Annotated in this window: 11 protein-coding genes; 9 read left to right on the forward strand and 2 right to left on the reverse strand. The window is 41.8% G+C overall.

Annotation, left to right across the window (positions count from 1 at the left end):
- Positions 1 to 412 precede the first annotated feature (412 nt).
- From ACE1CD_RS27365 to ACE1CD_RS27405, 9 genes are all read left to right on the forward strand, one after another.
- Positions 413 to 1,966: a radical SAM protein gene (locus ACE1CD_RS27365; RefSeq protein ID WP_374826866.1), complete on the forward strand. Its 1,554-nt coding sequence runs from the start codon at positions 413 to 415 to the stop codon at positions 1,964 to 1,966.
- Between the two features lie 541 nt (positions 1,967 to 2,507).
- Positions 2,508 to 3,053, forward strand: coding sequence for a hypothetical protein (locus tag ACE1CD_RS27370; RefSeq protein WP_374794033.1), 546 nt, complete (start codon positions 2,508 to 2,510; stop codon positions 3,051 to 3,053).
- A 28-nt stretch (positions 3,054 to 3,081) separates the two neighbouring features.
- On the forward strand, positions 3,082 to 4,101 hold the full coding sequence (locus ACE1CD_RS27375) for a substrate-binding domain-containing protein (protein WP_374826867.1): 1,020 nt from the start codon (positions 3,082 to 3,084) through the stop codon (positions 4,099 to 4,101).
- A gap of 77 nt (positions 4,102 to 4,178) precedes the next feature.
- Positions 4,179 to 5,819, forward strand: coding sequence for an iron uptake porin (locus ACE1CD_RS27380; RefSeq protein WP_374826868.1), 1,641 nt, complete (start codon positions 4,179 to 4,181; stop codon positions 5,817 to 5,819).
- 102 nt (positions 5,820 to 5,921) lie between these two features.
- Positions 5,922 to 7,880 (forward strand): glycine betaine/L-proline ABC transporter substrate-binding protein ProX, encoded by a 1,959-nt coding sequence (gene proX, locus ACE1CD_RS27385; RefSeq protein ID WP_374794036.1) that lies wholly within the window; start codon positions 5,922 to 5,924, stop codon positions 7,878 to 7,880.
- A 304-nt stretch (positions 7,881 to 8,184) separates the two neighbouring features.
- Positions 8,185 to 9,213, forward strand: coding sequence for a DMT family transporter (locus tag ACE1CD_RS27390; protein ID WP_374826869.1), 1,029 nt, complete (start codon positions 8,185 to 8,187; stop codon positions 9,211 to 9,213).
- 268 nt (positions 9,214 to 9,481) lie between these two features.
- Entirely contained in the window at positions 9,482 to 9,652 is a 171-nt protein-coding gene (locus ACE1CD_RS27395; protein ID WP_374826870.1) for a FeoB small GTPase domain-containing protein, read from the forward strand.
- A complete protein-coding gene (locus ACE1CD_RS27400; protein WP_374826871.1) occupies positions 9,618 to 11,075 on the forward strand; it encodes a nucleoside recognition domain-containing protein in 1,458 nt (485 codons plus the stop codon). The genes ACE1CD_RS27395 and ACE1CD_RS27400 overlap by 35 nt, the downstream gene beginning before the upstream one ends.
- 1 nt (position 11,076) lies before the next feature.
- Positions 11,077 to 11,304, forward strand: coding sequence for a FeoA family protein (locus tag ACE1CD_RS27405; protein ID WP_374794040.1), 228 nt, complete (start codon positions 11,077 to 11,079; stop codon positions 11,302 to 11,304).
- Positions 11,305 to 11,349: 45 nt separating this feature from the next.
- Here ACE1CD_RS27405 and ACE1CD_RS27410 read toward each other — a convergent pair whose 3' ends face one another.
- Both ACE1CD_RS27410 and ACE1CD_RS27415 read right to left on the reverse strand, forming a co-directional pair.
- Positions 11,350 to 13,209: a ShlB/FhaC/HecB family hemolysin secretion/activation protein gene (locus tag ACE1CD_RS27410; protein WP_374826872.1), complete on the reverse strand. Its 1,860-nt coding sequence runs from the start codon at positions 13,207 to 13,209 to the stop codon at positions 11,350 to 11,352.
- A 278-nt stretch (positions 13,210 to 13,487) separates the two neighbouring features.
- Complete coding sequence (locus ACE1CD_RS27415) at positions 13,488 to 14,033, reverse strand: hypothetical protein (protein WP_374794042.1); 546 nt, start codon at positions 14,031 to 14,033, stop codon at positions 13,488 to 13,490.
- Positions 14,034 to 14,065: the final 32 nt, after the last annotated feature.

Here is a 14,065-nt window from a genome sequence, read left to right on the forward strand (position 1 = left end):
GGAATCTCTAGATTTATTTAGTGAACAAACTGCTAAATTAATGTCTTTAAGTCCTCATAAATTACCTTATTATCAACGAGGTCATCGCGCCGAAATGCTTATCCAGTCTACCTTTGAGCTATAGTTGTCGCCCCGTCAGGGCGAAAGGGGGGAAGGGAGAGAGGGGGAGAGTGGGGGAGTGGGGGAGTAGGAGTTGGAATAACAAAGTTTAAGCATTATAGCAAAACAGCATCAGCAGAGAAACTATGAAGAAAATTAAAAATTTGGTTATTCTTATATATTTGATATGTTTTTCATGTATATTGTAAGTTTTATAGAGCATCAACTCACCGACTTGTTTTACTGTTCTAAAGAGTTGGGAGCGTGACAGCTCCAAAGCTCCTACGGTCATCTCACTTACGAAACCTGAACTATGGTCAGCAATAAGACTCCCTCGATTGGATTGGTTGAAGTTCCAGCCACGGGACTATACGATGCAGAAGGCAAAAATTGGACTTCTCTATATAGACATCGTTCTTTAATCAGCAAGCAAGTTTTGATCGCTGACTTGCAAGCCGGAGGATTTGATGCCCGATTGGTCAACCTCAGAGATGAGAGTTATAGTGAAGAATTTGGGGAGATTGACTGGAAAGGAATGACCCTGCGGAAAACTTATGTAGGGGGCCAAATTTCCGCTCTCGATCCCCACGCCTTCGATGCTTGGGGAGTTACAGTCAATTTCTCCCAAGATCGTCAAGTTAGCTGTATGCTGATCGAGCATCTGGCTAAGGGGGGTCGTCCTATTGTCGTTGGCGGCTCGGATGCTTTCGCCGAACCGCACCACTACTTCCAGGCTGGCGCAACAGCCGTAGTTCAGGATAAATCAGGGGCAGCGAATTGGGCTATTTTCGATTATGTACTGGGAAGACCGCCGCGAGAAGAAGTCACGGGTGTGATTCTGGCAGATGGTAAACAGTATCCCAGGAAGACGAAATCAAAAAGTCCAGATGAGTGGGCACTACCCTCACTGGAAGTGGCGCGGGACTGTTTGGGAACACTCCCCAATGTGCAAGGATTTGTGCCAGTCGGTTCGTTGGTGGCTGATATTGGTTGCGATCGCACCTGCGATTTCTGCATGACACCCACCTACGGCACAGGTTTTCGGCGAATGTCCCCAGAAACAGCCCTCAAATGGTTGGCGATTCAGAAAGAAGCGGGAGCTCGATCGATCAATATCGGTTCCGATCAATTCCTGGCGCGTGTACTCTTTCCGGGAGGACGAGAAGAAATCCTTGAAATTACCAATGGTGCGCGAGAGATGGGTATAACTCTCATGTGGCCCAATGGTTTAGAGCTGAGAAAAACTACTCTGGGGGCGGGGCGTAACTACGAAAGCACCGACCTCAGACCTGATGAAGAACTGATTGAAGCACTGTTTGGTTGGGATGGCAAAGTCGGTTGTCCTTTGGCATATATCCCTGCCGAACGTCCGGTTTTTGGACGAGAAGCATACAAAAAGCTCTTGCCCTGGCAAGAGCATTGTGAGTTGATGAAATCTGTAGTGAGAACGGGTGTCCCTGTCATTGCCTATGGCATCATTATCGGGTTAGCCGATGATGACCATGAGGATTTGTTACGTCTTGAGGAAGCGATCTCAGACTTGGTGGATGAACTGGTACAGATTAACCCTCAACTGGAATTTCAGACTTCGTGCTACAGCATTATTCCCTTACCCGGAACTCCCCAAGCTTATAACTTACGCAAATCAGGAATGCTTCAGTTTGAAGACAGCTGTCTTTGGGGGGTATGGACAACCACTTCCAAGACTCATCACCTTACCTACGAGGAAGTTTCCGATTGGCAAATTCGTCTATCTAATATTCGGAGAGGCCCGTCTGGATTTACTAACTATAACGGGGAATATTCCGCGATGGTTAGTGAAGCTTCATCTGACGACTCAAAGATTGTATTGGCGAATGTGAGCTAAACACCGCCGATTATTCTCGGCTGTAACTAGACCCTTTGCAGTTATGGGTCTGGTTACACCCACTACCCGATCGTGCTTCTCCATTCACGATCGCAGCTCTGGGATTCCCGCGAATAACCTCGAAACCCAATACTGCTCGGTTAAGGGTTTTTGATACTTAATTCTGTATTAAGTATTGATAATCAAGCCAATCGCTCGAGGAAATACACGAATCGTGATTTTTCTGATGAGTCATTGCCATTCAATAACAAGGAGATTTAGATAGTGCAAACAACTTTTATCAACAAATTAGTCCTGCCTCATCATAATTACTTTCTTTGTTAAGTCAAAAATCAACTACCTTTGAGCTAACCTATGCAAGCAATGTTAGACATACTGAAAAATTTCGACTAATCCCGGCATACCCATCAGCATTTAAGTAGCCAAAATTAATTTGGTATTATTTGGGGTTGGAAGATGCAATGGAGTTAATAAATAATTAAATTTGACAAAATTTCAGCAAAAGTAAGGTATAAATGTAACACAAACCAAGGAAAAACTTATGATATTTTACTCGCATACTTGGCAAAGCATATTAATCATTACAGGCATGGTTGTTTCTGCCTCTTCCATATACCCCTGTCATGTTCGAGCTCAATCAAAGATTGAGACAGAAAATATATTAATCACCCAAAATTTGGGGGGAATAGTCCGCAAAATACCCCTGGAAGAAGTAGTACCTACAGCAATGTCTGCCGCCAAAACAGCCACTAATGCTGAATTTAACCAAGCCCGAATAGAATTAAAGTCAGATGGTTCGTTAATCTACATTCTCAGAGGTAAAAATCAACAAGGTTTTGAAGTAGAAGCACAAATTACTCCCACTGGTACTATTGTTCAAGTTGACGAGCAAATAGATATCAGTGCAGTTCCTGAAATTGCTGTAAAAGCTTTCAAACGATGGGCCCCAAATGACCAACTGCTCAGCACTTGGCGGAGTACCCGTCTTGGCGAATTTTTCTATCAATTTGTCATTCAGGATTTTTGGTTAGAAATTTCTCCAGATGCTAGTAAAGTTGTTATTTACCGCAAAAAAATCAATGTTTAGTAAAACGCTTGCTCTGAGCAGAAAACTCATGAAAAACTTGACAATCAATAACTGGCAAAAAATGTTAATTCCCACATTAGCTATAACCGCAATTTCTTTTACCGCTAATGCAACTGGGGCAGAGTTACTTAGAGGTGCTGGTGATTCTTTTGCCGAACCTCTTTATCAGCGTTATAGCAAAGAATACTCAGAGCAAACTGGAGCCAGCTTTAAATACAGTATTATTGGTAGTGGTGGTGGGATTCGGTTATTTATCAACAAGTCGATCGACTTTGGTGGCAGTAGTTTAATTCCCACGCCTATTGAGCGAAATCAAATGGAAGATGGTTTATTAATGATACCCACAGGGGGAGGTGCATTAGCGATTGTTTATAACCTGCAAAGTGTGACAAAACAAGTCAAATTATCCCGCGAGCAGTTAACGAAAATTTTCACAGGTCAAATTACCAATTGGCAACAGATTAATTCCACCTTTCCCAATCAAAAAATCCAAGTAGTAGCTTGTTCTGGTAATTGTGCTACTAGCTTTATTCTCACTAAATACTTAAACAAAATTACCAGGAGAAAAATCGAAGCCAGTAGAAATCCAGTTTGGGGATTTCAGGTATATTCTGCCTTTCCCGAAGATAGTGAAATAGCGGGAGAAGTACGCCGAATTGATGGTGCTATTGGCTATGTACAAAGCAACCTTGCTGTCGCTAACAAGCTGTCTATTGCCAGTATTGAGAATCAGAAAGGTCGTTACGTTCAACCAACTTTAGCAGAAACCAAAAAAGCCTTAGTAAATGTCAAGTTTAATGATGATTTTACCACTGAAGATATCAAAGATCCAGAAGATGGTTATCCTTTAGTAAGTTTAACTTGGTTGCTAGTTTATCGTAGGTATCTCAATCCAGATATGTTGAAAGCAACACAAAACTTGTTGACTTGGATTTTAACCAATGGTCAAGAATTTAATGAGCAGTTGGAATATACCAGAGTTCCTGAAGATGTGGCGCAAAAGGCGATCGCATCTGTAAATAACGAATTGAGAATTCAACCTTATTAAAACTTAGATTTTTGGCGATTGTCGCCGCAAATATAACAGTGGCTTTAGGTGTGATAATTAATCTGTCAGGGGCAATCATGAAGAACTTAAATGTCTTATTTTCTTTTACCTCAGTAATCCTGAGTTCTCATTTACTAAATTTATCTCCAGTCTTAGCGCAAGCAAATTTAAATTCCAAATCTGAAGTTCAAGAAACTCCGATTCAGCAAATCGAAAGATTATATAGCGACATACCTCGCAAACTTGAGAAAAACATCACCTATGTCGATCGACTGTCAGATGTGACGCCCGATCATTGGGCTTATCAAGCTCTTATAAGTTTAACAGAAAAATATCGCTGTATTAGTGGTTTTCCTGAAGGAAATTTTAATGGAACTCGGGCGATGACTCGCTATGAATTCGCTGCGGGATTAAACAGTTGCTTAATCAGTATTAGACGTTTAGTTGAAAGCTCAAACAATCGATTTCCACAAAAAGAGGACTTGGCCGTTATCGAAAGATTGCAATCAGAATTTGCCACAGAACTCCAAATTATTACTGCCAAAGTAGACAAAATAGAACAACAAGTAACTTTTCTCGAAAGGCATCAATTTAGCCCTATGACAGTGTTACGCGGTAGAGCAGATTTTGCTTTAGTTAGTGCTTTTGGGGACAATAAAGCAGTTTCTCCAGGAAGTCAATCTACGGAAAACGTGGAAGATAATCCGACTTTCTCAGGATCGAGGGTACTGGGATTGGTTACTAGCTTTACTGGTAAAGATATATTGCGAGCTCAAATTGTAGCCGGTAATATTAATAGTTATGGTAGTGATGTCACTGGCACAGATATGAGTCTGTTGATCGGTGGAATAAACACTCGTAATAATATTAGGTTAGGGTCATTATTTTATCAATTTACGCTTGGAAAAAAGGGCGTAATAGCTATTGCTCCTGTTGCCGACTTTCCCACTCGAATTTTTCCGGCTTTTAATCCGGTTAACTCGATCTCAAATTTTGGTGCAGAAAGTCCTATTTATTCTTTTGCTTTTGGTGGTGGTGGCATAATTTATTATAATTTCACTGACAAACTAGCTGGAGGAATTACTTATTTAACTACTTCGGCTGGGAATGTAAGTCAGGGACTATTTAACGGTCAATATACTGTCCTGAGTCAAATAAGTTATACTCCATCTAAGCAATTTGGATTAGCTTTTACTTACGGTCATTATTACGCCCCCGAACCTGGTGCGACTGTTAATGTCACTGGGAGTAAAGGGAGTAGATTCGCTCAATTACCTTTTGGGGAAAGTACCGCTACTTCCTCCAATGCTTTTGGCTTACAATTTACTTACCAACTCAACACTAAATTTATATTAGGTGGTTGGGTTAGTTACTTTAATTCTAAAGCGGAAGCTTCTCCCAGTGTTAGTGGTTTAAATGGTTTTCGGGGTTCTCAAGCAGATATTTGGAGTTGGGCGATGACTGCATTTTTAGCAGATTTAGGTAAAGCTGGTTCGCAATTAAGTTTTGTTTTTGGTATGCCTCCTAAAGTGATAGATAATGATATTTATGTACGGGAAGATCCGGATACTTCTTTGCATTTTGAGTTATCTTATAGCTACCCAATAAGTGACAAAATTTTTCTCACTCCAGGATTTTTAGTAATTACTAACCCAGAGCATAATTCAGATAATTCTCCGGTTTGGATCGGCTCGCTCCGAACTTCTCTTATCTTCTAGTTTAGATCCTCGAACAAAATGAAACAGGATTTACGCAATAGTCAAACTTTAACTCTTGCTTGTTGTAGGATGAGCCCACGTCAATTCTATAGGAATAAATGTATGTTCGCACAACGCATAAAACAATTTAGTTCGTTTTTTCTAATAACTCTATTTTCGATCGTTTTAATCAATTTTTTCTCCTTAGCACAAACAACAACTAACTCAAATCTACCTGGAAAAGGCATTACGATTCGTCCGGGAACAAGCGATTGGATTGAGGATCGGTTTCAAACTGAAATTATCAATATTGGCTTGGAGAAACTCGGCTACAAAATAGCGCCACTGGTAGGAGCGGCTTATCCAGCCCTTTATACCGCAGTCGCTAATGGTGATTTGGATTTTGCTCCTGTCTTTGGAGAACCCGGGCATAATTTATTTTATCAAAATGCTGGTGGTGCAGAAAAATTAGAGAAGGTAGGTTTGCTGTTTCCACTCATCCAGGGGTATCAGATTGATAAAAAGACTGCGGATAAATATCAAATTACTAACTTACAACAATTTCAAGACCCAAAGATTGCCAAGCTATTTGATACCGATGGAGATGGCAAAGCCGATCTAGTTGGTTGCGATCCGGGTTGGAGTTGTGAGTTAGAAATGGATGGTCATCTAGATGCTTACAAATTGCGGAATACTGTAGAAATTAATAAGGGAAATTATACAGCTCTGATTGCAGATGCCTTAACTCGTTACAAACAAGGAAAACCATTTTTTTCCTATGTTTATAGTCCTTTCTGGCTGGGTCAGGTAATGAAAGTCGATCGAGATACGATCTGGCTGGAAGTTCCATTTACTACCTCTTCCAAAGCCACTGGAAAACTTACGGCCAAAGATACATCTGTAAACGGAAAAAATCTGGGGATGGTTCAAGGTAGATATCGAGTACTTGCCAACCGAAAATTTTTAGCGAAAAATCCCTCGGTTAAACGTTTCTTTGAACTGGTGAAAATTCCTTATCAAGATATGATTAGGGAAAGTTTTATCATTAAACGGGGTGAAGATAAACCCCAAGATATTCGTCGTCATGCCGAGGAATGGGTGAAGCAAAATAATAAACTGTTTCAGGGCTGGATAAATCAAATCAAGCAAACCGATAATAACCTGTTAGAAGAAACCTCTTCAAGTATTGGGAATAATCCTAACCCTAAAACCCAAACTTTAACGAGACTGAGTATTTTATTAAATCCATTTCAGCTTTACACCGTTCCTCTAGACAAGTGGATTACAGCAACTATTAATTTCTTGGTGGATAACTTTCGTCCTTTCTTCCAAACAATTCGCATTCCGATCGGTTGGGTATTACAACAAATTCGGAATTTATTATTGGCGATTCCGCCGATAATCTTGCTACTATTAGCCAGTGTTATGACATGGCGAGTTGCAGGAAAACCTGTAGGAATTTACAGCTTACTTGCCCTAATATTAATTGGTTTGACTGGGCTGTGGGAAGCGGCGATGCTTTCCTTAGCTCTTGTGGTTACGGCTGTGGTATTTTGCATTATTGTTGGTATTCCATTGGGTGTAGCTTGTGCCCGGAGCGATCGATTTGAGCGAGCGCTTTTACCCATCCTTGATGCTATGCAAACTCTGCCAGTGTTTGTTTATCTGGTGCCGGTAATTATGCTCTTTGGAATTGGAGAAGTTCCGGGGGTGATTGCTACGATTATTTATGCCCTTCCTCCCTTAATTCGCTTTACTAATTTGGGGATTCGACAAGTCTCTCCAGAGATTGTGGAGGTAGCTAGTGCCTTTGGTTCAACACCCAGACAAACCTTATGGGAAGTGCAAATTCCGCTGGCTATACCCACTATTCTGGCTGGAGTTAATCAAACTGTGTTGTTTGCTCTGGGGATGTCGGTGGTTGCTTCCATGATTGCAGTTCCAGGACTTGGTTTAACGGTATTACAAGGCGTGGGGCGCTTAGATGTGGGGATGGCAGCGGTGGGGGGATTAGGAATTGTTTTGTTGGCAATTCTGCTCGATCGCATCACTCAAGCTATTGGAAAGAGGTATAACGGTTGAAGTTTTACCGGAATACCCAAATAGGGGTCTATCTTTCCCAGGAAATGTTAGAAATTGCTCGAAAAAAAATAAGTCGATTGAGATTTGTAACAGGAAACTTGGGAAACAAAATTTCTTTCAGCAGGAATCATTAGATGCTATTATTTATGTAGGAATATCCACCTTTGGTTACGCTCATTAGATTGAACAATGAAAAGACGAAGCAATTCTCTGGGATAAAAGTCGGAGCAAAACTTACTCACCCCAGTATCAGGATTTTCCCAATTTACCCAGGGATTTCCCACAAAAGTGCAAGAGCATAAATTTGCCAACATATTCAAGTAATACAGAACAAATCGAACAACTACCAATGTCAATATTAGAGCCATCTCCGCAGATTGTCACAAAAGATTCCCATTTCCTGGCAATTGCTGCCATATTATTAGCTGTTTTAATTTGTGGATTCACACCAATACTGATTCGATTTTGCGAAAGCGAAGTCGGACCAGATGCGCTCGTCTTTAACCGCTACTGGATAGCCACAACAGTTTTACTATTATGCAATGGCTTGGGGGCTGGACACCGCTTTTGGAGCAAATCTCAAAATCTGTCCAGTCAACTGAATGAGGAAACATCCTCCCCCATATCTTATACGACTCAAACAGTATGCCTCTTGTTAATATCGGGATTCTGCTTCGCTACTATGCAGGTTTTATGGTCTTGGTCACTCACTCAGACTAATCTTGCCAACTCTGCCTTGATTCATAATTTTTCCATCTTTTTTACAACAACAGCGGAATGGTTGCTCTTCAAGCAATACTTTCATAAAAACTTTATGATGGGTCTTGCTATCGCTGTAGGAGGAATGATTTTACTAGGATTAAATGACCTGCAATTTGAGCCATCTCAAATCCAAGGAGATATTCTTAGCCTAGTCTCTAGTGTGGCGTTAGGAGCGTTTTTAATGAGTACAGAAAGAGTGAGAAAACGAGTAAATACTAACACCACAATGTTTTGGTGTTACGCATTAGCAATTATCCTGACTCTCCCGCTGGTTGCGATCGTTCGCGAGCAACTATTCCCTATATCAGTTCAGGGGTGGTATGGTACTGTTATTTTGGGGCTTAATGCTGCTATATTCAGTTTTTTGCAAATATATAGTCTTCAGCAGTTATCTGCATCTTTCGTTGCCCTAGTTTTCCTACTAGATCCAATTTTGACAGGTATCTTTGCCTGGTGGATATTTGGAGAAACGTTGGCTTGGCTCAATTTATTTGCATTTGCTGTAATTTTAGTGGGGTTGTATTTCGCGGTATCTAGTCCATCGGTAGCGAGCGATTTTGAGGAGGATTAAGTACGGAATAGCCATAAAGGTTGAAATCGGGTACACTCATTCAGATCCAGCCAGAAACCATATCATTCCCCATACCCAAATCGATCGAGTGCTTCTGTATCCTATTTAACCCAACTCAATTATCAAGTATTGTTAAAATTATTTCTCAATAACTCTAAACGTTATATAAGTGTTTTAGGTCTGCTTATTGAGAATATTTTTTAACAACCCTCATGTTGTTTTAGTTAGAGGTGCGAACATAACAACCTTTGACTGTGCAACTTATAATATGATGGACGAAGCACAACGTTTGGGTATCCAAATCAATCCCGCTCGCCTGGAAAAAGAATTGGGAATTACAGTCGTGACAATGGCGGCGGCACAAAATGTCGGTATTTCGGTATTGAAGGAAAGGGTGTTTGAATATGTTAAGTCAGATTGCTTATCCGCAGCCTATTGAGGAAGCGATCGCCAAAATAGAGTCTCTGCTTTCCCCAGAACTATTTATATCTACTCGTCATCCAATTTCCCAACGCAGTATCGCTTTATTGCTGTTACAAAAAGACCCCGATTTTTGGGAAAAAGTGCAGCAAAAAGAACAGCAATATCAAGCAATTGAAGCAGCAATTAATTTAGCACAACAGCAACTAAACCAACCTCTCAGTTTAGCGATCGCGCACGCCCGTCAACACCAAGCTTGGAAAATTGAAAAAGAGGTACTCTCCGAACCCAATCAACAAGAAAAAATCCTCAATGACAGGTTACACCAGTTAACTGTTAATCCCATCACCGGATTTCCCATTTTACTCTCGATCCTCTACTACGGCGTTTATAAATTTGTCGGAGAATTCGGTGCGGGGACTTTAGTAGATGCGATCGAAACTTTCTTTGAAGGTAATATCAATCCCATTGTCAATACGGTGACAGCGCAGATTTTACCTTGGCCACCCCTGCAAGATTTAATTGCCAACGAATACGGCATTATCACGCTGGGAATTCGCTACGCCGTCGCCATCGTCCTACCAGTAGTCGCCACTTATTTTTTAATGTTCTCCCTCTTAGAAGATAGCGGCTACTTACCGAGATTATCCCTCATGCTGGATCGCTTATTTAAATCGATCGGTTTATCGGGACGCGCCGTGATTCCTATGGTGTTGGGATTGGGTTGCGATACAATGGCGACAATGGTAACCCGCACTTTGGAAACCAAAAGAGAGCGCTTGATTGCGACCTTTCTCCTCTCTTTAGCCATTCCCTGCGCCGCGCAATGGGGCGTAATTGTCGGTTTGTTAGCCCAAAAACCGGCAGCGTTGTTAATTTGGGGAGGATTTATTACCGGAATTTTCCTAGTAGTCGGTTATTTAACAGCCAAATTACTACCAGGAACAAAAGCCAGCTTTTACATGGAAGTTCCGCCTTTGCGGTTGCCCAAAATTAGAAATATTCTGATTAAAACTTGGGTGAGGATGAAATGGTATTTCATCGAAATTATTCCCCTATTCGTTTGGGCATCTGTGATTATTTGGATCGGGCGTTTAACTGGGTTATTTGATGCTATCATTAAAGGCATCGAACCGATCGCGATCGCTCTCGGATTACCCAAAGAAGCCGCTCCCATTTTCTTATACGGTTTCTTCCGCCGAGATTATGGAGCCGCCGGACTTTTCGATATGCAGCAAGAAAATATTTTCAACGGCAATCAATTACTCGTTGCTTCCGTTGTCCTCACCTTATTTCTGCCCTGCATTGCCCAATTTCAAATCATGCTGAAAGAGCGAGGTGCCAAAACTACTTTCGCCATGACAGCATTTATTTTACCCTTCGCTTTCCTGATGGGTTACTTGATGAATTTAGTTTTGAACGTTTTGAAGGTGACAGTATAAAATGGTAGATCTCTCGACAGTAAAAAGCGGACACAGCGGCACCATCGCCGCTTTGAAAACTCAGGACGAAGCAACGATTCGCAAATTAATGGCTCTCGGCGTAATGCCAGGAATCACTCTCACATTAGAACAAAAGTTTCCTTCCTACATTATCAAAGTTGGCAGAACTCGCGCTGCGCTCGATCGGGAAACTGCATCAACCATTTATTTGCATAAAACTATCAATTAGTCACTATTTCGCTTATCTAAGAAGGGTGCGTAAGGGAGCTAACCATTACGGTTGATAAACAACCCGGAAGTAAAAACCCATATCTTGTGCATTTTCCCCTTTATCGCTAATACTAATGAGCGGCACACCGTAATCAACTCGTACATTCAATCTGGGAAATGGCTCCCACAGCAAACCCATCCCAACTCCCGCTAAAAACCTCTCGTCATCTATCTCTTCTGATGTATTGGGATTATTCGGGTTATTCCAAACTCCTCCCACATCAAAAAACGGTGCTATTTGTAATGTCGGCAAATCGTTTTTATTGCGTTGCAAGGTAATGCGGTCTTCTAGAGAAACTCGAAAGCCACTATCACCCGAACGCAAATTTTGCCGATAGCCGCGCAATGATTGACCGCCGCCGATCACAAACTGTTGGGATGACAATAAGCTATCCGGTGTTAATTGCACATCCGCTTGTAAGATGAGCAGATGATTGTTGCTGAGTCTTTGAACGCGCTGCACTTGACCTAACCAACTCAAAAAGCGTCCATCTGGAATTGGATCGGGATTAATAGTAGCGTCAAGTAAGCCGGTACCGAGACTGAATTGCGATCGCACCGCCGTCGCTCCCTTCGTATCCCGGCTCACATACTCCTGTTGAAAGTTAATTACACTCGTGCGGCTTCTCCCTTCTTCATCTGGCCCCTCACCAAAAGGAGTTGGCTCGCCATCCAGAAACGTCTGACTTTCCCGACGGGTAAAACCAAGCGATAAGGTAAATTCTCGACGAGGCGATCGAAATATCGGTTGACGGTAACTGACTTCATAAAGATTCGATTGACCTGTAATATTAAATCGATCGAACGGAGGCTGAGTAATTTCGTAGAAATTAGGTGCAACTCTTAATTGTAGAGTGCCATCCCTCGCATTGAGGGGAACGCTGTAGGTAAAATCCAAAGCATTAGAACCTCCTGTAGTGGAACGATAATAAGCAGCAGCAAATTCATCCCCAAAACCGGTTATATTGCGATAGTGCAGATTAATTCCCAATCTTTCCGAACCTACGCTGGGTGCAGAGTAATTGTCAATAGTAAAGTTACTATCAAATTGCTTTGCCTCGGTGACGCGAACGATGAGAACACTTTTTCCCAACTCGCTGCCAGCTCGCAGACTCGCTTCGACATTTTCAAATAACGGGTTAACGCGCAGTAATCTGAGTCGATCTTCTAGTTGGTTGGTATTTAAGGGGTTACTGACTCCCAAACGCACGCGATCGCGCACATAAGATCTTCTTAAGCGTCGCGTTCCTTCGATCTGAATTCGTTCTAAACTACCTTCAATAATCCGAATTAGCACCACACCATTATTAACAGTTTGGTCTGGCAAAACCGCTCTTGATGTAATGTACCCACGGTCGATGTAAAGCTTGGTGATTGCATCGGCAACCGCCCTCAATTCATCCAAACTAACTTCCCGTCCTTCAAAAGGTTTGGTGATGGCGTTAATTTCTTCTGTACTTAAAACTGTGTTACCGACGACTTCGATTTTTTGAAGCGCTATTCTGATGGGAGGTGCATCTGACTCTGTTTCCGGTGTCGTTATTTCCAAAACCGGACGCTGGTCTTCCGGTCTGGTCGGTAAGGGTGTCGGTGCTGGTTGCAAAAAGCGATCGGTATTCGGATTCGGTTGCGGATTCGGTGGTATTTGAGGCGGTATTTGAGGCGGTATCTGAGGTGCATTCTGTGCTAATTCCTCAGTAAATTCGGCTGCGGAGGGACTTGGCAGCAAAACAACTCCAACTGCTGCATTACTGGGGCTTACGCCACAAAATACAGCACTGAAAATGGAAAATCCCGAACATAGCGATCGCCCTAAACTGCGATGAACTAATCCCTTATATCTGGAATAAATTTTTTTTCCCATTGGTCGAGCCCAAGTTGCTATCAAATAATTAGTTTTGTTTACAGGAAATTTTCTTGTTGTCTTTTTGTCCTGCTTACACATTACACTTTTTGAACGCAACTCGCTATCGGTAAATCGGTGCAAACAGTTTCACTTACTATGCTTTTGGACGATTTTTATAGTTAAGCTGCCTTATGGCGAAACATAGATTTGAAAAATTTATCAAAAAATATTTTTTAAAATTCTCTTTCCGAAGCAGATTTTGGCCATCTGCAATTTGAAAGTTAAAAATATCTCACTTACACCTGTTCAAATGGTACTCGATCCGATTGCTCTAACACAAGCACTGGTATCGGTTTAGCATTTTCATCCCATTTTATGTAAACAATGCGATCTTCAATTGTGGGTTGCCAAACATCGTCTCGATCGCAAGGACTCAAAAACGTTTCAATGCAGTCAATAATTTGATTTATTGTCACATAAGTGTATTGAGTCGGGAACTTCTTTAAAAGAACTTGAATGCGAAACAGCACAATATTTTGGCCTTTGTCAGATACGTTTATCTCATGTTCCACATCAAATACTTCGTCAACGGGTCGATCGCCAGCGCTATCACTTTTTAAATTGCTGGAGCGCAGTTTGGAGGAAAACTTTTCTTTTAGTTTGCCTTTAATTTGCTCTACGATCGCCAAATGAAACACTTCCTCGCACATCCGCATCCGGATATAGTCCAAGATAATTTCTCGCGAGTACATCAGATCCCGGTTTGCAGGCGTCTGCTTGTAGGCGATCGAATCCTCTGCGTCTCTTGAGCTTGCGAGGCTGGGCTGCTTTTTGGGCTGCATTGTCGATTTACTCCGCCTTTGGGGAGTGGGAA

Origin of the sequence: Aerosakkonema sp. BLCC-F183 (assembly GCF_041929145.1) — a bacterium.
In the GTDB taxonomy this organism is placed as follows: domain Bacteria; phylum Cyanobacteriota; class Cyanobacteriia; order Cyanobacteriales; family Aerosakkonemataceae; genus Aerosakkonema.

Excerpts from the sequence above, each read along its gene's own strand:
- ACE1CD_RS27400 (WP_374826871.1), top strand. The coding sequence starts at position 9,618 with ATGTTAAGTCAGATTGCTTATCCGCAGCCTATTGAGGAAGCGATCGCC.
- ACE1CD_RS27405 (WP_374794040.1), top strand. The coding sequence starts at position 11,077 with ATGGTAGATCTCTCGACAGTAAAAAGCGGACACAGCGGCACCATCGCC.
- ACE1CD_RS27415 (WP_374794042.1), bottom strand. The coding sequence starts at position 14,033 with ATGCAGCCCAAAAAGCAGCCCAGCCTCGCAAGCTCAAGAGACGCAGAG.
- ACE1CD_RS27375 (WP_374826867.1), top strand. The coding sequence starts at position 3,082 with ATGAAAAACTTGACAATCAATAACTGGCAAAAAATGTTAATTCCCACA.
- ACE1CD_RS27365 (WP_374826866.1), top strand. The coding sequence starts at position 413 with ATGGTCAGCAATAAGACTCCCTCGATTGGATTGGTTGAAGTTCCAGCC.
- ACE1CD_RS27410 (WP_374826872.1), bottom strand. The coding sequence starts at position 13,209 with ATGGGAAAAAAAATTTATTCCAGATATAAGGGATTAGTTCATCGCAGT.
- ACE1CD_RS27395 (WP_374826870.1), top strand. The coding sequence starts at position 9,482 with ATGATGGACGAAGCACAACGTTTGGGTATCCAAATCAATCCCGCTCGC.
- ACE1CD_RS27370 (WP_374794033.1), top strand. The coding sequence starts at position 2,508 with ATGATATTTTACTCGCATACTTGGCAAAGCATATTAATCATTACAGGC.
- proX (WP_374794036.1), top strand. The coding sequence starts at position 5,922 with ATGTTCGCACAACGCATAAAACAATTTAGTTCGTTTTTTCTAATAACT.
- ACE1CD_RS27380 (WP_374826868.1), top strand. The coding sequence starts at position 4,179 with ATGAAGAACTTAAATGTCTTATTTTCTTTTACCTCAGTAATCCTGAGT.